The 16,541-nt window shown below is 57.1% G+C and carries 14 protein-coding genes; 6 read left to right on the top strand and 8 right to left on the bottom strand.

Annotated features, from left to right (window positions below; translation table 11 throughout):
* Positions 1-52: 52 nt before the first annotated feature.
* Genes P1U45_RS15110 through ligA form a run of 3 tightly spaced genes read left to right on the top strand, consistent with a single transcriptional unit; the run spans position 53 to position 5,082 of the window.
* A complete protein-coding gene (locus P1U45_RS15110) occupies positions 53-877 on the top strand; it encodes an outer membrane protein assembly factor BamD (protein WP_301059818.1) in 825 nt (274 codons plus the stop codon).
* A gap of 44 nt (positions 878-921) precedes the next feature.
* Positions 922-2,628, top strand: coding sequence for a DNA repair protein RecN (gene recN, locus P1U45_RS15105; RefSeq protein WP_022696154.1), 1,707 nt, complete (start codon positions 922-924; stop codon positions 2,626-2,628).
* Positions 2,629-2,643: 15 nt separating this feature from the next.
* Positions 2,644-5,082, top strand: coding sequence for an NAD-dependent DNA ligase LigA (ligA, locus tag P1U45_RS15100; protein ID WP_301059817.1), 2,439 nt, complete (start codon positions 2,644-2,646; stop codon positions 5,080-5,082).
* 9 nt (positions 5,083-5,091) lie between these two features.
* Here ligA and P1U45_RS15095 read toward each other — a convergent pair whose 3' ends face one another.
* The 3 genes from P1U45_RS15095 to P1U45_RS15085 form a co-directional block, all read right to left on the bottom strand.
* Positions 5,092-6,909: an aminopeptidase P family protein gene (locus P1U45_RS15095; RefSeq protein WP_301059816.1), complete on the bottom strand. Its 1,818-nt coding sequence runs from the start codon at positions 6,907-6,909 to the stop codon at positions 5,092-5,094.
* An 82-nt stretch (positions 6,910-6,991) separates the two neighbouring features.
* Positions 6,992-7,960, bottom strand: a complete 969-nt coding sequence (locus P1U45_RS15090) for a 50S ribosomal protein L11 methyltransferase (RefSeq protein ID WP_301059815.1) — start codon at positions 7,958-7,960, stop codon at positions 6,992-6,994.
* A 79-nt stretch (positions 7,961-8,039) separates the two neighbouring features.
* Complete coding sequence (locus P1U45_RS15085) at positions 8,040-8,771, bottom strand: M23 family metallopeptidase (protein ID WP_301059814.1); 732 nt, start codon at positions 8,769-8,771, stop codon at positions 8,040-8,042.
* 147 nt (positions 8,772-8,918) lie between these two features.
* Here P1U45_RS15085 and P1U45_RS15080 point away from each other — a divergent pair, with 147 nt between their 5' ends.
* The gene (locus P1U45_RS15080) at positions 8,919-9,797 is read left to right on the top strand and encodes a DUF2785 domain-containing protein (protein ID WP_301059813.1); all 879 of its coding nucleotides are present in this window, start codon (positions 8,919-8,921) and stop codon (positions 9,795-9,797) included.
* A gap of 10 nt (positions 9,798-9,807) precedes the next feature.
* Here P1U45_RS15080 and P1U45_RS15075 read toward each other — a convergent pair whose 3' ends face one another.
* Entirely contained in the window at positions 9,808-10,338 is a 531-nt protein-coding gene (locus tag P1U45_RS15075; RefSeq protein WP_301059812.1) for a hypothetical protein, read from the bottom strand.
* Positions 10,339-10,586: 248 nt separating this feature from the next.
* On the opposite strand from P1U45_RS15075, the gene P1U45_RS15070 reads away from it, so the two are divergent.
* Positions 10,587-11,333: a DUF2971 domain-containing protein gene (locus tag P1U45_RS15070; RefSeq protein ID WP_301059811.1), complete on the top strand. Its 747-nt coding sequence runs from the start codon at positions 10,587-10,589 to the stop codon at positions 11,331-11,333.
* On the opposite strand, the gene P1U45_RS15065 is transcribed toward P1U45_RS15070, so the two are convergent.
* From P1U45_RS15065 to P1U45_RS15055, 3 genes are all read right to left on the bottom strand, one after another.
* Positions 11,330-11,815, bottom strand: coding sequence for a DUF3291 domain-containing protein (locus P1U45_RS15065; RefSeq protein WP_301059810.1), 486 nt, complete (start codon positions 11,813-11,815; stop codon positions 11,330-11,332). The genes P1U45_RS15070 and P1U45_RS15065 overlap by 4 nt on opposite strands.
* 228 nt (positions 11,816-12,043) lie before the next feature.
* A complete protein-coding gene (locus P1U45_RS15060) occupies positions 12,044-12,964 on the bottom strand; it encodes a hypothetical protein (RefSeq protein WP_301059809.1) in 921 nt (306 codons plus the stop codon).
* A 100-nt stretch (positions 12,965-13,064) separates the two neighbouring features.
* Entirely contained in the window at positions 13,065-13,550 is a 486-nt protein-coding gene (locus tag P1U45_RS15055) for a transposase (protein ID WP_301059808.1), read from the bottom strand.
* Positions 13,551-13,726: 176 nt separating this feature from the next.
* Here P1U45_RS15055 and P1U45_RS15050 point away from each other — a divergent pair, with 176 nt between their 5' ends.
* Complete coding sequence (locus P1U45_RS15050) at positions 13,727-14,113, top strand: hypothetical protein (protein WP_301059807.1); 387 nt, start codon at positions 13,727-13,729, stop codon at positions 14,111-14,113.
* Positions 14,114-14,161: 48 nt separating this feature from the next.
* Here the strand turns inward: P1U45_RS15050 and P1U45_RS15045 are convergent, their stop codons facing one another.
* Positions 14,162-16,489, bottom strand: coding sequence for a UvrD-helicase domain-containing protein (locus tag P1U45_RS15045; protein ID WP_301059806.1), 2,328 nt, complete (start codon positions 16,487-16,489; stop codon positions 14,162-14,164).
* Positions 16,490-16,541 lie beyond the last annotated feature (52 nt).

Here is a 16,541-nt window from a genome sequence, read left to right as displayed (position 1 = left end):
GCTGGAACAACACGCTATCACCGTGGAACAGTGACGATGTAAGGTGTAGTTCATGAAGTCTCGGGCGAAATCAATTCTGCTAGTTTCAGCCGCAGCTCTCGCAACAGCTGGCTGTAGCGTGCTCGACAACTCTCGTAGCGAAAGCCTTGCTTATGTCGCACGTCCGGTGGAGCAGCTTTACAACACTGCGTCCGAAGCACTGGTAAACCGCCGTTATGATCAGGCAGTGCTCCTTTATGATGAAGTCGAGCGCCAGCACCCGTATTCAGAGTGGGCGAGCCGGTCCAACATGATGTCTGCTTTTGCGAGCTATCAGTCGCGCGATTATGAGCAGGCCATCAACGCAGCGCGCCGTTATATCTCGCTGCACCCGGGCAATGACGAGACGGTTTACGCTTACTATCTGATTGGCATCTGCTATTTCGAACAGATCGTAGACGTCGGTCGTGATCAGGGAATCACCGAGAACGCGTATGCCGCGTTCGATGATGTTGTCCGTCGCTATCCTGAAACCGAATACGCTGCTGATGCGCGTCTGAAAATGGATATGATCCAGGACCAGCTCGCAGGCAAGGAAATGGAAATCGGCCGTTGGTATCTGCGTCGCAACCAGCACCTTGCAGCGATCAACCGTTTCCGCGAAGTTGTCGACGAGTATCAGACGACAAGCCACACACCGGAGGCGCTGTACCGTCTGACAGAGGCTTATCTGTCTGTCGGTCTCGAATCAGAAGCAATGGCTGCTGCATCCGTTCTTGGATATAACTATCCGGCGACCGAATGGTATGCAGACGCGTATGCGCTGATGGAAGACACAGGCAATACGCCTGGTGCAGAGCCGGAATCAAACCGTCGCGGTTTCTTCGGTCTCTTCTAAAAGAATCATTTGTTCGTATTTTGTTCTCATGGTATGTAGGGTGCATGTTAATTGCATTCTCTGTCCGTGATTTCGTTTTAATTGATGCCCTGGACCTTGATGTGTGCCGGGGCTTTACGTCTGTCACCGGTGAAACCGGTGCCGGTAAATCTATCATGCTTGATGCACTCCGCTTCGTGCTGGGCGGGAAGGCTGACAAGCGCTTCATCCGGCATGGCGCAGAACGCACCAGCGTATCGGCGAGCTTCGAACTTGAGGCTGACCATCCGGCACGGCTGGAACTTCTCGAACGTGGTCTTCTTTCCGATGATGAGACGCTGGTCACGTTCCGTCGCCTCTTATCTCAAAGTGGTCCGTCACGGATTTATGCAAACGACCAGATTGTAAGTGCCGATCTTGCGACGCAGCTCGGCAAGGATCTCGTTGAAATCCATGGTCAGCATGATGGCTCTGCGCTTCTGAACCCGAAACTTCATGGTGATGTGCTCGACGAGTTCGCTCAGGCTGGCCCATTGCTAAAGAGCGTCGCAGAAAGCTATCGCCTCTGGGCCGAAGCGCGTGACCGCGTCGAAGAGGTCGAAGCCCGCCAGAATTCTCAGGATGCAGAGATCGCCCAGCTGGAACATATGCTGGAAGAACTGGATCGTCTGAGCCCGGGTGAGGAGGAAGCCTCCCGCCTCGCGCTGGAACGCGCCATGCTTCTCAACAGCCAGAAGCTGATTGAATGCATGACAGATGCAGACGAAGCGCTTCGCAAGTCTGATGGCGCGTCCGCATTCGGTTTGGCGGCCCGTCATCTGGACCGCGCCATGCGCCTGCCTGAACTTGCTGAGGCACCGGAGGATAACCCGCAGCTTGTAGCGTTGAAAACGGCACAGGACGCCGTTGAACGGGCTCTGATCGAAATCAACGAGGCCAGCATTGCGGTCGAAAGCTCAATGACGGCCTTTGATCATGATCCCGATACGCTTGAGCAGGTCGAACAGCGCTTGTTCAGTCTTCGGGCCGCTGCGCGTAAGTTTGACGTCGATCCGGATGGCCTTGCGGCCCTGCATCTCGAGGCACGCTCTAAACTCTCCGAACTGGAAGCCTTTGACGATGTCATTGCATCAGCGCGTAAAGCCATGGCTGAGGCTGAAAAGGTTTACTGCGAACGGGCTGACAAACTATCAGCGCTCCGGAAATCCAGCGGTGAACAGCTCAGTTCGCTTGTGCTCAAAGAGCTCGCGCCCCTGAAGCTTGAGCATGCGAAATTCCGGGTCCGTATCGACCATCTCGAAATCGAGAAAGCAGGGCCTAACGGTCAGGACCGCGTTCTCTTCGAGGTTCAAACCAACCCTGGTGCACCATTCGGTCCTTTGAACCAGATCGCATCCGGCGGCGAGCTTGCCCGCTTTACACTGGCGCTGCGGGTTTGCCTCGCGCATGTCCACTCTGCGACTCTGCTTGTTTTCGACGAAGTCGATCAGGGCGTTGGCGGCGCGGTTGCTGCAGCAGTTGGTGAACGCCTCGGACGTCTGGCCGATATGCGTCAGGTTATGGCCATCACGCACAGCCCGCAGGTGGCTGCGTCCGGTCATCAGCACTGGCACGTTACCAAACGGGTTGATGATGGCGAACGCACTGTTTCCCAACTCAATGAACTCAAGGGCGAGGCGCGTCTGGAAGAAGTTGCCCGCATGCTCTCTGGCAGCGAGATAACAAATGAGGCGCGTGCAGCCGCAGATCGCTTGATGGCAGAGACAGTTTAAGCCAATTCTCTTGGCATGACTGATTCATCTTCTCTGCCTGAACGGCCTGCAACTCTCGATAAGAAAGCCTTATCTCTCGATGAGGCGCAGGCCGCTGCCGAACTGGCCTATCTGGCCGACGTTATTTCACGGGCAGACAATGCCTATTATGATGAAAGCGAGCCGCTCTTTACAGATGCGGAGTACGACTCGCTCCGTCGGCGCAACAGCATGCTGGAACGTAACTTTCCAGCATTGGTCCGCGAAGACAGCCCGACGGAGACCGTGGGCGCTGCCCCATCGAATGACTTCGCCAAGGTCGAGCATCTCGTGCCGATGCTGTCGCTCGATAACGCCTTCTCTGACGATGATGTCGAAAGCTTTGTGGCGCGAATGCGCCGTTTTCTGAAGCTGGATGGCAGTGATGCACTCGCTGTTATGGCCGAGCCTAAGATTGATGGTGTTTCTGCAAACCTCCTTTATCGAAACGGTGAACTGGTTCGTGCTGCAACGCGCGGAAATGGCCGGGTCGGTGAAGACATCACGGCCAATGTTCGCACGCTGAAAGACATTCCTGACAAGCTCACAGGTGACGACATTCCTGCGGAAATCGAAATCCGCGGCGAAGTCTATATGAGCTGGGAGTCCTTTCAGGCGCTCAATGCTCAGGCCGAGAAAAACGGTACAAAGACTTATGTGAACCCGCGTAATACAGCCTCCGGGTCTCTTCGCCAGATTGATCCTGAAGTGACGCGGTCACGACCTCTCGATTTCTTCGCCTATGGCTGGGGCGGTGTCTCCGAACCGTTTGCGACCAGTCAGTTTGAGGCGCTCCAGAAGTTCGGTGAATGGGGCCTTCCGATCAATCCGCTCGTGAGGCGCTGTGAGACGGTCAAAGACCTCATCGAGCATTATAATTTGATTCAGTCGAAACGCTCTGAACTCGGCTATGACATTGATGGTGTCGTCTATAAGGCAGATCTCCTTGAGTATCAGTCGCGCCTTGGCATGCAATCGCGAGCGCCGCGCTGGGCAATTGCCCACAAATTCCCTGCCGAAAAGGCCGAAACCACAGTCGAGGCGATCGACATTCAAGTCGGTCGAACAGGCTCGCTCACACCGGTTGCCCGGCTGACACCTGTCACCGTTGGCGGCGTCGTGGTGTCGAATGCAACGCTCCACAATCAGGATTATATCGCCGGTTACCGCCGGACGGATAAGGGAACTGAGAAAGTTACCCATGACATCCGGATTGGCGACAAGGTTCTTATCCAGCGGGCAGGGGATGTCATCCCGCAAGTCCTGCATGTGGTGAACCCGGATCGCGCCGACCGCGGTGATATCTTCGAGTTCCCTGATACCTGTCCGCGGTGCGGATCGCTCGCGGTTCGGGACGTTGACACTAAAACCGGCGAAGAAGACGCCCGCGTTCGCTGTACGGGCGGGCTGATCTGTCCGGCGCAGGCGCTTGAGCGCCTTAAATATTTCGTGTCCCGCAAGGCGCTCGACATTGATGGCTTTGGCGAGAAGCAGATCGAACTGTTCTGGTCGCGCAACATCGTCAAAACACCGGCTGATATTTTCAGGCTTCCAGAAGCGATTGAACGCGAAGGTTTTGATCCGCTCGGGACATGGGAGGGCTTTGGCGAAACGTCAGCCCGTAATCTGTTCGCGGCTGTTGATGCACGCCGGTCTGTCCCATTTGCGCGTCTCCTGACAGGCCTCGGCATTCGCCATGTCGGCGATGTTGTCGCCAGAAGCATCGCCACCAGCTTTGCCAAATGGCATGATTTCCACGCCCTCATGTGGTCGGCAGGCGAAGTCTCTGAGGGGCTTCAGGCCTATGAGGCGATCCGTCTTGCTAACCGGCTGACAGACCGTGTGGCGCTCGCTCTGTTCGATATTGAACTTGGCGACGATAAAGGTGAAGCTTGGCCGAACCCGCTGATCGAAGCGCTGCATGGTGCCGGGCTGACCTGGCGCGGTGATATCTCTGAGACGCTGAGCGTGCTTTTTGAAGACCGCGCCGCCTTTGAAAGTGAGATTGACCGCCTGAAGCCGGTCCATGCCGCCTTCCGCTCAATTGAGGGGATTGATGGCCTCGGAATGGCGGCGGCCAATTCGCTGATCGCCTTCTATGAAGAGCCTCATAACCGCGATGTGCTTCGTGATCTTGTCGGCGCGCCGGATGGCGAGCGCGGGCTCGTCACCGTTGAGGATGTTGAAGTCGTAGAGGCCAGCGCAGATTCGCCGGTGGCGGGGCTGACGCTCGTCTTTACCGGCACGATGACAGAAATGACCCGTGATGAAGCCAAGGCGCGCGCACTGGCGCTCGGTGCGAAAGTGTCAGGCTCGGTGTCTGCAAAGACCGATATTCTGATCGCAGGTGAAAAAGCCGGCTCCAAGCGCACCAAGGCTGAAAGCCTCGGTGTGCGTGTGATTTCTGAAGCCGACTGGATCGAGATGATTTCCTGATCGCGCCTTTTAAAAAGGCGCGCAGGCGGTTTTCATCCAGTCAGCGACGTCCGGATAATCGGAAAGCATCGGGGTGACCGTGTCAGCGACTTTCTTCAGATAGTCGTTCACCCAGTTCAGCTCTTCCGGCGTCAGAAGCGATGTGTCGATCAGGTTGCGCGCATATGGCGCCAGCGTGATCGGCTCGAAGCCCATAACCGGACGGAAGCTGTTCGGCAGCTCTTCGAAGTCGGTGATGTATTGAAGGTTCTCAATACGGATACCGTACTGGCCTTCAATGTAATAACCCGGCTCGTTGGAAACGATCATGCCCGGCGCGAGCGGCGTTGCGTTCCAGCCTTTTGCAATACGTTGCGGGCCTTCATGTACGCCGAGATACGCGCCGACGCCATGGCCAGTGCCGTGATCATAGTCGAGGCCGGCCATCCAGAGCGGCTGACGGGCAATCGCGTCGAGATGCGTGCCGGTCGTGCCTTCAGGGAAACGGATCATGGACATGGCCACATGGCCTTTCAGCACCAACGTGTAGTGCTTGATCATCTCCGCTGTCGGCTCGCCAATGGCGACCGTACGGGTGATGTCCGTTGTGCCTTCGAAATACTGGCCGCCGGAATCGACGAGGAAGAGATTACCCTCGGTGAAGGTGGCGTTGGACGCTTTGCTAACGCGGTAGTGCGCCATTGCGCCGTTAGACCCGAAGGCTGAAATCGTCTCGAAGGAAATATCCTTCAGAACGCCTGTGTCATTGCGGAAGCCTTCCAGCTTGCGCACCGCGTCGATCTCAGTGGTCTTGCCCGGCTCGATGCCTGTCTCCAGCCAGTGCAGGAAACGCGCAATCGGAACGGCATCGATTTCGTGGGCACGTGCAGCGCCAGAAATCTCCGCAGAGTTCTTTGTAGACTTCGGAAGAGCGACCGGGTCGGCAGCTTCCATAATGGTCGCCTTGCTTCGCTTCAGGGTTGAGAACACCCATTCGGAAGCCGTTGCCGGGTCTGCCCAGACTGTTTTCTCTTTCAGGTCGGCCAGACCTTTATTGAGCTCGTTGATGTCGCGGATCGACACCTGATTGCCGAGGTGCTCGCGGATTTCGTCCGTGACCTTTTTCGGCGCAACGAAAAGCTCTGCGCTGCCATCGGCATGCAAAATAGCGCGGCCGAGCGGCAGAGGCGAGCAGCGCACATCGCTGCCGCGAATATTGAACAGCCATGCAATGCTTGGCGGCGCAGTGATGATAGCTGCATCAGCGCCTTCTTTGCGAAGTTTCGCAGCAATGGCCTCACGTTTTTCCGGCGAGCTTGTGCCAGCGTATTTGAGGTCCTGCGGCACCAGCTCGGTCATAGGCTGGCGTGGGCGGCCTTTCCATGACTGGTCGATCGGGTTCTTCGGCAATGCCTTGGCAATTGCGCCGGCTTTTTGCAGCGCGAGGCGAAGCGCCTTGGCGGTGTGCGGCGTCATCACGCGCGGGTCATAGCCGATGACTTTGCCCTCAAGGTCCATGTCTGCGATCAGATCGAACGGGCCGGGTGGATCGAATTTCTGAATGTCGAACAATTGCTGATCGACTTGTTCAAGCACCTGAATGGAGTAGCGTCCGTCGACATAGATGATGGCCTTGTCGGACAGGATGAACGCCGCACCCGCAGAGCCCGTGAAGCCGGTCGCCCATGTCAGGCGCTGGTTAGCCTCGGGCTGATACTCGTTCTGATATTCGTCTTCGTGCGGCAGGTAAAAGCCGTCAACGCCTCGTGCTTTCATCGTTTCGCGAAGCAAGGGCAGGTGAGTGCGGCCAATTTCCGGGCCGCCGCGGACGTCGAATGTTTGTCTCATACACTAGGAGATAGCAGGGATAAAACGCCTGTAAATGCCCAGCATGTGGGAAAGATCACCGGAAGGCGGTTAAGGACGCAGCTTATGCGTCTTCAAATCCTTCAAAAGCTTTCAGCGCGTCCGTATTGCCAGCCTCAAGCGCTCTAATTAGATCGGCGAGATCGTCTTTGCGCGTCGTCTTCTTTCCGGGCTTCACCGCCACTGGTTTCTGGTAAACCAGAGTGGACCAGCCATCACGGCGGATACGGTCAACCAGCTTCAGGCTGCGGCCCGCAAACGCGCCGCGCACGCTCGGCTCCTGGAAGGTCAGGAGGCCAGACAGAATGACAACGCCGCCCGGCTTCAGAACACGCGTCAGATCACCAGACATGCTGATCAGCGGCTTTGCGAGTATGTTCGCAAAGATTGTATCGTAAGGCGCTGACGTCTGGATCAGTTTCGCCTTCGTGCCTTTGGCCTCGACGAGCTTGACCTGATTGGCGACCTTGTTGTTCTCGACATTCACCTGAGAAACGCGAACGCTTACCGGATCGATATCGCTGGCAATTGCGGACGAACCGCCGCGCTTAACCGCTGCGATAGCCAGAACGCCCGAGCCTGTGCCGACATCGAGCACTTTGCCGATCTTGCGACGGCGCGCATGGTTTTCCAGCGCGAGAAGGCAGCCTGCAGTCGTGCCGTGGTGGCCCGTACCAAATGCAAGACCCGCCTCGATCCAGAGCGGAATACGGCCCGGATGGCCTTTGGCGAGCTGGTGTGCACCGGCGACGACGAACGGACCGGCATGCACAGCAGGAAGTCCTTCGAGAGACATGGCAACCCAGTCCATGTCCTCCAGTTCCTGAACCACCGGGTTCAGATCCGGCGCGATAAGCTCCATAATGCCTGCGCAGCCATAGGCCGTGTCGAAGTCGGACGCATAAGCATCGATACGCCAGAGCGTGCGGCTTTCTTCCTTCGTGTCGACAGCGTCGGCAGGAGACGGATCGAGCCATGTCAGCGCGTCGGCTACGGCTTCAATCACTTTACGGGGTGCAGTTGCAGATACCATGTACATGACGCCCATAAACTACGGAACGGGCGTCGGTGGAATACCTTTTTTTCGTCTCGCGATGAGGCCGGAAAATTGCCTATCGGCTAAGCGGAGCTGCTTCGGTCTCGGTCAGCGCAAGGCGCGGGTCGATCCATGGCGGGAAATCGAATGGATTGCGTGGTGTGAGCCCGCGGCCCCAAACGCCTGCCTGATAGGTGCCGGTCAGAACTTCATAGTGCAGGTGAATGCCCGTCACGTGGCCGGAAGCGCCCATGCGGCCAAGCGGTTCGCCATAGTGCACGGGCTCGCCGACTTCGATATTGTCCTCGACATATTCAAGGTGGGCGTAGCGCGTATAGACGCCGCTACCATGATCAATAAGGATCGACAGACCGAAACCGGAGTTATAGCCCGCCTCAAGGATTGTGCCTGCACCGCCGGAAAACACACGGCTGGCCGGACGGGATGTAATATCCAGCCCGTTATGCGGGCGCGTTCTGCCATTCAGGGTACGAATGCCAAAGCCTGAGCTGACGCAGGCATTGTTGGCCGGAGCGGTCACGAGCGGCACGCCGTTCACGACAACGAGGCGGGAATATTCGATCACTTCGCGGTTGGAGTCTGTGTCGGGCGCATTTGATACCCGCGAGCCGGTGCAGAGGAACAGCCGCTCGTTCGGGTAGAGGCGTTCCACGTTTGCTTGGATGACCGGTCCACTTGCAGGCGGGACTGTCGCTTGGGTGCGTCCGTTTCTGACAGGTGCCGGATTGCTCGCACAGGCGGCGAAAAACAGAGCGCTGGCGGAAAGTACGGCTATCGAACGCAACATGTCTGACCCTCAGGATTTCTTCGCGTGGCGTGGTGTGACTATGGAAAACGCCAGATTAACCCTGAGGGGGTGAACGTTCGATAAATGTCGCTGCGTGCAAGAGTGAAAAACTTCGCTAAGATGGCCAGGAATAGGGAGGGGTGACGGATGAAACGGATACTTACAGCAGCTTGTTTGAGCGCGGCGAGTGCGGTGATCGCGCAAATCGCCTTCGCAGATGGGTATCCGCCTTGCCATTACGCGCCGGGCTATTCGATCGATTACACAGACTCTACCGAAGCCTTCCTGATGGTGAACTGTCTGGCCGATCCTGATCCGGTCATCAGAGACGAAATCGCCTACACCACCATTGTTGAAATCCTGCGTAACCACACACCCGATGCACCGGAACTCTTCGAGCTGATGAACATGCTGGTCGAGCGTCTGGATGAAGCAGGCAGTGACCCGAACGGTTTTCAGGGCCCGTTCGTCGCGCTGGCGCTCGCAGAGATTGCACGGACCGACCGCGTACATGGCTGGATGAGCGCCGAGATGCGATCAGACCTCGTCACGATAGGTGCAGAATACCTCTCCGGCGTGAGTGATTACCGCGCCTTTGATGACGACGAGGGCTGGCGGCACGGCGTCGCCCATGGCGCAGACCTTTTAATGCAGCTGTCGCTGAACGAGGCCATCACCGAAGATGATGCGCTGATGATCCTTGCCGCCATTGCAAGCAAAATCGCGCCGCCGGATGCGCCAGCCTATACTGCAGGCGAGCCGGAACGCCTTGCGCGCCCTGTCGTGTTTCTCGCGCGGTCCGGCAAGGTGAGCGACGAAACCTGGGACGAGTTCTTTGCGATGATCTCGCCTGATGAGAGCGATCCGCGCTGGCAGGCGCCTTACGCATCGCAAGCCGGCCTCAACGCGCTGCATAACACCCGGGCCTTCGCAAACACGCTGTATGTAAATGGCGATGTGAGCGATGCTGAAGCCCTTAACGCGCTTCGGGACCGCTCACTCGAATTGATAATTTCCCTGCCTTAAAAAAGGCGGGTCAGGCGATGACACTAAGGAAGTTCTGAGGGGCAGTGACTGTCGCCTGACCACGCGGAGAGTAGCCGGAAATCTGGGCGCCGCTGAAGCCTGTCTGGGGTTCCAGATCTTCATTGCGGACGTCGAACCCTCGCTCCTGGGCAAAAGCGCGAAGGCCGTCTAAATCGACATCGCCCCGATCCGACACGAAATTCGCAGCCTCATCGCCAAAACGGGCCGCAAGGTCTGTGCGGGTGGTGGCGGTCCGTTCTTCTGCGATGAGGTTTGTCAGGGCGTCGAGATCCACGACGCCTGACTCCGAGACTACTCCGTCGGCACCCTGACCGAATTCATCGGCCAGGCGGGTAGAGAGTGCTTCTGTATCAATCTCGGAACTGCGAATAGAATCCCGAAGTCGCTCAAGTGGTCCTGGGGGTGGAGGAAGATCGAGCTGGCTCGGGCGTTGTGCAGCCTGTTCAGGCTGGACGGGGGCGGAACCACCAAACGGCTGCAATGCAGCGTAAGCTGAGGCTCGCGATATACTATCAACCATATTGTTGCTCCTCGTGTTTACAAGGCGCATCTGCTGGAGGGCATCAGAGCGGCGTTCGCCATACCCATATCTGCCTTCCGCTCGGGCTGGGTGACTTCTGTCACTGCCGATACGTCGGTCTATGGGATTAAGACTATCTTCAAAAGTTTTAACAAACGTTACCAGAGCTTGATGAAATCTTAATGCTCCTCTGGCCTCATGGCGTCAGACAAGCCGGACCATAACCGGCGGGGACAGGGTGAATACCGATGAAGCTATTTCGATATCTTCCGATTGATGATGCGTTCTGGCGCGAACTAACAGGATCAGAGCTGTATTGCGGGCACGCCGACGGGCTCAATATAAACGATCCGCCCGAGTGTCGGATAGATATGGAAGCGGCCATTGCCCGCGCCCGCGCTGTCGTGACAGACCGCGAACGCCTCGAAGAGATTGCCTTTCTGGAGCGCCGCCTCGACCGGTATGAGGAAAAGCGCAGCGCTATGGGTGTCTGCTCTTTCAGCGCCGTGCCAGACAATACCGTGAACTGGTCCCGCCGCGCAGATGACCATAAAGGCGTCTGCCTGACTTATAGCCTGCCTGACGATTATATCATCCGTCCGTTTCCGCGCGCGGACGCTGGCTCTGTCCTCCTTGGTGTGCAGCCGGTGAAATACGGCAATAACGCCGTGACCGAATGGCTGGTGCATGGCGATTTCTACGCCCCGACCGGCGGCTCTATCGTCGATAATGCCGCCGTGCGTTCCGTCACAACCAAAGGCATAGCCTGGGCCTATGAACAGGAAGTCCGCCTTCTGACGCATGAAAAGACCAATTTCCGCCTGCCGCTGGACAGCCTCAATCAGGTCATGTTCGGCATGTCGATCAGCGAGGAAGCTAAACAACAGATTGCCCGACGCGCCAAAGAGCGGAACCCGTCAGTCAAGTTTCTGCAGGCGCAGCCGAGCGCGGCCTCTGACTATGGCATGCACGTCATGCTGACGGATTTCGTCTAGGCAGCCGGCGCGCAGGCGTGGGTGCGGTGCATCTTCGCCTCTTTCAGCCAGTCCCAGCCGAATGCCTCGTCGCTATCGCCATTAGTGCGGCGCAGCTCCAGCTTTTCCAGCGCTTCTTCCAGTGTCGGTTCATGGCCTTCAGGCACCCACCACATAACGAAATGCATCTCGCCAAGCACTTCGAACCATTCCTCGCGGCGCTCGTAAAACTTCTTATGAACCGTGCCCCAGACAAAGCGTTCAAGGCTTTCCACATCGCGCCAGACGGTCAGGTTCGCGACATGCTGCGGGTCGCCCTCAATCGTTGCATCGGTATTGCCGGTGCCCGGTTCGCCTGAGCCTTCCATCATCCAGACAAAGCCCGGCATGCGTTTGCCCAGCCCGTTGATGAGATCGAGATTGTCCATGAAATCCTTCACGCGCGGATCATCCGTCGGCGCAACAAGTCGCCCGACATTCAGCTCTGCCAGATGATATTTCATGATGTGTCCCTTCCGTCCTGCAGAAGAGGTGGGGAGGGCACGCAGAAATGGAAGTCGTAAAATGAAGATATGCAGGCGCAGCCGGGGTGAGCGGCTGATATGCGGGCAGCCCTGAGCGCGACCCATCGCGAAGACGGAGCCGGAGCGGGCGGTCAAACAAAGATGCACACAAGCGACCGCGCAGGCGCAGGGCGAGCGAGGCAACGAGCGATGCGCCCGAGCATAAAATCAGAGGCGTCTGATGTTTGGCGGTGGTGGCGGGTCGAGACAGGATAAATCCGGCAGGCCCGCATAAGGGTCGGGCCGGATACCGTAGCCGATCTCTTCCAGTTTTGCTGACGCAAGATAGTGAACGAAGTTCACGTCTTTGCGCTCAGCCGGTGTGGTCGCAGAGGCCCATAATTTTTCGGGCGGGCAGAAATGTGCCAGCGGCGCGAAATAGAGCGGGTGAGGAGGCCCTTCTCCCTCAGGGAGAAGGGTTTGGGATGAGGGTGAATGCGTCGTGCCAGGTCTGGCGTTTGCGTGTTTAAACGCACCCACCTCACCCCCAGCCCCTCTCCCCCCAGAGGGCGGAGAGGGGAGTTCCGCCACAACCCGACGCGCAAGATTTAGCGCGAACCGGTCAGCGTGCTCCAGCACATGAGACAGGCGTTTCAGGCGGGCAAAGAGGTGTCCGGCTTCCACAAGCTGCAGACGATCCGGCAGGAAGGTGTAACGGCGCGTTGTGCGGCGGCTCTTTCGTCCGCGCTCTTCGATGACAGGTGTCAGAACGCTGAATGCGGGAAGACGTTGCAGGTCGCGAAGCTGGTCGCGCAGGGCTTCATCTTCCTGTTCGGCGAGGCGTTTTTCCTGTGGCGTGTTCTGGCTTTTGCGTGGCTCAGCTGGCGTGTGCCGGCCGAGCGCGATCAGCTCTGCCGTCAGAAACAGGATGAAACAGCGCAGCAGGTATTCCAGCCGTTTCACATGGGTGAGGCCGTCGCTCATAAAGCGACGCTGCATATAGGGGCGTTTCGTCTGAACGCCTTCTGGCGGGGATTCGCGGTCGCCCTCTGCGCTATGATGCGCGCCCGCAATATAGCCCTTCAGCCGACGGGCAATTTCCCGCGGCTCATAGGACAGAATTTCTTCAGGGGCAGACACATCCGACATGACGGGAAGTGTGTGGGTGGAGTGTGCGGCGTTGGATTGTTTTTGTTGGAAAAACGTAGGGTGGATTAGATCGTAAGATCGTAATCCACCGTTAGACGGGTTAGGCCGCGCGTCCCCATTCGTCTTTGTACCGATGCCATGACGAATGTGGCCAGTCGGCTGGATCGGCTACATATCCATGTTTCACCGGATTCCAATGGATGTAATCCATGTGCGCACCGAGGTCGTGTTCATCGCGGATAAGGTGTTCCCAGTAACGCCGTTGCCAGATACCGCGTTCGCCATGGCGGCGCCCCGAAGGCGTTTCATTCAGTGATTTCGTGAAGTGGGTTTTAATCAGCCGCAACCGTGTTGCGAAACCATGATCATCTTCCGGCAGACGCCAGACCGTATGGAAGTGGTCGGGGAGTATCGCCCATGCGACTGTTTCGAAAGGATATTTGGCGCGCACTTTTTCAATGCATTGGTGCAGAAGATTGATTTCGTCCAGCAGCAGTCTTGAAGATCGGTCATCAAGACAAACAGTAAAAGCAAAAGTGCCACCCGGCACGAAGAGACGACGATAATTTGGCATGAAATAGAACATACCAAGAACATATGTGATTGAAAAGATAAAATGTAGGGTGGATTAGCGCAGCGTAATCCACCAATGTTCAGGTTTGTGGTGCATTACGACATGCGTCTAATGCACCCTACGGGGCTAAATCTTTAGTGGAAGAAGGCCCACCCAATGTTTTTACGTTTTGAGAAGTTGAACTTAGAATGCGCAAAGTCGTTTTAGATCAGTTTGAGTTCGATCGTGTTGAGAGCGAAGAGTATCTGATTGTTCAGGTTGCTGACAAACGAGGCCAGCGTCCACAATTTGGTAGTTTGTCCGAGTTTTGTGAAGCGCTGAGAACGGACTGCGAAGATCGTCAGACAATCGAGCAAATCGTGAATGCAATCGATGTCCCGATTAACTTTGGAGAAAACAAATACTTCACATGGGTGACTGAAAATTTGGAACGGAGTCAGATTTTGCGGGACTTTCAAAGATGGAAAGCAAAAGATTGGAAAATGTACAAAGTATACAATGACTGGAATTGGCGCTTTTACATTTTCGAGTCGAGAGAATACTATTTGGCGTACGAATGGTCTACCAGCGCCTGAAGTATTGCCCAAAACTTTTGGATGGAGGGCCAAGGCCCACCCTACCGGCTAAGCCGCTTCCAAAAACGTCGCGATGACCTTCTTCGTGCCGGCTTTTTCGAACTCCACCGTCATTTTTGCGCCTTCAATGACTTCCACGCGGCCATAGCCGAATTTGATGTGGAAGACGCGCTGGCCAATGCTGAAAGAGGATTTGCCGGGCGCAGAGGAGGCGATGAGTTCGGCCTTGCCATCAATGGTTGGCGGTGCAGAGCGCTTGCGCTCTGTCTTTTTCATGCGCTGCCAGCCGGGTGAGGAATAGGTGCTACGCTCGCCCAGATCTTCGAAACTATCCGAGGTTTTGCCACCAAAGCCGGAACTGCCAAAGCTGCCATAGCCCTGGTTCTGGCCATAGCCGGTCTCGCTCACGGCTTCGACATTTTCATGCGGCAGCTCGTCCACAAAGCGCGACGGGATGACAGACTGCCAGCGGCCATAAATCTGGCGGTTGGCGACAAAGGAAATCCGGCAACTCTGGCGCGCGCGGGTAATGCCCACATAGGCAAGGCGGCGTTCTTCCTCGAGGCCTTTATTGCCGTTCTCATCGATAGAGCGTTTAGACGGAAAGACTTCCTCTTCCCAGCCCGGCAGGAAGACGAGCGGCCATTCAAGACCCTTCGCGCCGTGGAGTGTGATGATCTGGACTTCATCATCCGTGCCGCTTTCGGTGGAGGCATCCATGACAAGCTGAACGTGCTCCAGGAAGGCAGCGAGGCTGTCAAACTGGCCCATCGCGTTGACGAGCTCTTTCAGGTTGTCGAGCCGCGTTGCCGCCTGAGGCGAGCGGTCAGCGCGCAGCATGTCTGTATAGCCGCTCTCATCGAGGATTTGCTCGGCGAGCTCGGTATGGCTGATGCCGGCATGGTGTTTGTCGCGCCACATATCCAGATGGTTCATGAAGCTGGTCAGGCCGCGTTTTGCCGAGCCTTTGACTTCGTCTGTCTGCAGAACCATGCGGCAGATCGTGTTGAGCGAGCGGCCATCCTCGCGGGCAATGGCTTGCAGCTTTTGTAGGCTCGCCGCACCGACGCCGCGCTTTGGCTGGTTCACTACGCGTTCGAAAGCGAGGTCGTCATCTTCAGAGCGGATCAGGCGGAAATAAGCCATGGCATCACGGATTTCAGCGCGCTCGAAGAAGCGCGGGCCGCCAATGACCTTGTATGGAATCCCCAGCATGATGAAGCGTTCCTCGAACGCCCGCATCTGCCATGAGGCACGCACCAGCACCGCGCAATCGGCCAGCTGACCGCCGCCGCGCTGCCATTGCTCAATGTCTTCACCGATCAGGCGGGCTTCGGCCTCACCATCCCAGATGCCGCGCAGCTGGACTTTCTCGCCCATATCGCCCTCGGTCCAGAGCGTTTTGCCGAGGCGTCCGCGGTTCTCCTGAATGATGTGGGAGGCGGCTGCGAGAATATGGCCGGTGGAGCGGTAATTGCGTTCCAGGCGGATCACCTCCGCGCCATCAAAATCCTGCTCGAATTTGAGGATGTTCGTCACTTCCGCGCCGCGCCAGCCATAGATGGACTGGTCGTCATCACCCACGCAGCAGATATTGCCCGTGCCGCGCGCCAGAAGCCGCAGCCACAGATACTGGGCGATGTTGGTATCCTGATACTCGTCTACGAGGATGTAGCGGAACTTGTTGTGATATTCCTCCAGCACATCCGGATTTTCCTGAAACAGGCGGATGGTGAGAAGCAGCAGATCGCCAAAGTCGCACGCATTCAGAACGCTGAGGCGTTTCTGGTAGATGTCATAGACTTTGATGCCTTTGCCATCTGCGAACTGATAGGCCTCGTCCGGCGGCACTTTGCCCGGCAGCAGTGCGCGGTTCTTCCAGCCATCGATGAGGCCCGCCATGAAGCGCGGCGTCCAGCGTTTCGGGTCAATGCCTTCGGCTTCAATGATCTGCTTGCAGAGCCGGATCTGGTCATCTGTATCGATGATGGTGAAGGTGGATTTCAGGCCGACCAGCTCGGCATGTTTGCGCAGAATTTGCGCGGAGATGGAGTGGAAGGTGCCGAGCCAGCGCAGGCCTTCGCCTTCCGGTCCGATCAGGTTCATCGCGCGTTCCCGCATCTCGCGGGCGGCCTTGTTGGTGAAGGTCACGCAGAGCGTCTGCCACGGCTTGGCGCGGCCCGTGCGGATGATGTGCGCAAGGCGGGTCGTCAGAACGCGCGTCTTGCCTGTGCCCGCACCGGCCAGAACGAGAAGCGGGCCGTCGACAGTTTCGACAGCGCGTTTCTGCTCCGGGTTCAAACCCTCTAGATAGGAGGTCGGCTGGCCGGCTGGACGTGCCATGGCCATTTGGGAAAGCGGGATCTGGTCTGACATTCTGTACGTACGATTTTTCTAGGGAATGATTCGCGTTTCGTTCTACTCTAAC

The organism is Ponticaulis sp., assembly GCF_029210165.1.
Taxonomy (GTDB): Bacteria; Pseudomonadota; Alphaproteobacteria; order Caulobacterales; family Hyphomonadaceae; genus Ponticaulis.
Note: the sequence above shows the minus strand (reverse complement) of the source record. Positions and strands in the feature narration are given on the sequence as shown.

Excerpts from the sequence above, each read along its gene's own strand:
- P1U45_RS15090 (WP_301059815.1), bottom strand. The coding sequence starts at position 7,960 with ATGGTATCTGCAACTGCACCCCGTAAAGTGATTGAAGCCGTAGCCGAC.
- P1U45_RS15080 (WP_301059813.1), top strand. The coding sequence starts at position 8,919 with ATGAAACGGATACTTACAGCAGCTTGTTTGAGCGCGGCGAGTGCGGTG.
- recN (WP_022696154.1), top strand. The coding sequence starts at position 922 with ATGTTAATTGCATTCTCTGTCCGTGATTTCGTTTTAATTGATGCCCTG.
- P1U45_RS15085 (WP_301059814.1), bottom strand. The coding sequence starts at position 8,771 with ATGTTGCGTTCGATAGCCGTACTTTCCGCCAGCGCTCTGTTTTTCGCC.
- P1U45_RS15095 (WP_301059816.1), bottom strand. The coding sequence starts at position 6,909 with ATGAGACAAACATTCGACGTCCGCGGCGGCCCGGAAATTGGCCGCACT.
- P1U45_RS15055 (WP_301059808.1), bottom strand. The coding sequence starts at position 13,550 with ATGTTCTATTTCATGCCAAATTATCGTCGTCTCTTCGTGCCGGGTGGC.
- P1U45_RS15070 (WP_301059811.1), top strand. The coding sequence starts at position 10,587 with ATGAAGCTATTTCGATATCTTCCGATTGATGATGCGTTCTGGCGCGAA.
- P1U45_RS15050 (WP_301059807.1), top strand. The coding sequence starts at position 13,727 with ATGCGCAAAGTCGTTTTAGATCAGTTTGAGTTCGATCGTGTTGAGAGC.
- P1U45_RS15110 (WP_301059818.1), top strand. The coding sequence starts at position 53 with ATGAAGTCTCGGGCGAAATCAATTCTGCTAGTTTCAGCCGCAGCTCTC.
- P1U45_RS15060 (WP_301059809.1), bottom strand. The coding sequence starts at position 12,964 with ATGTCGGATGTGTCTGCCCCTGAAGAAATTCTGTCCTATGAGCCGCGG.
- ligA (WP_301059817.1), top strand. The coding sequence starts at position 2,644 with ATGACTGATTCATCTTCTCTGCCTGAACGGCCTGCAACTCTCGATAAG.
- P1U45_RS15045 (WP_301059806.1), bottom strand. The coding sequence starts at position 16,489 with ATGTCAGACCAGATCCCGCTTTCCCAAATGGCCATGGCACGTCCAGCC.
- P1U45_RS15065 (WP_301059810.1), bottom strand. The coding sequence starts at position 11,815 with ATGAAATATCATCTGGCAGAGCTGAATGTCGGGCGACTTGTTGCGCCG.
- P1U45_RS15075 (WP_301059812.1), bottom strand. The coding sequence starts at position 10,338 with ATGGTTGATAGTATATCGCGAGCCTCAGCTTACGCTGCATTGCAGCCG.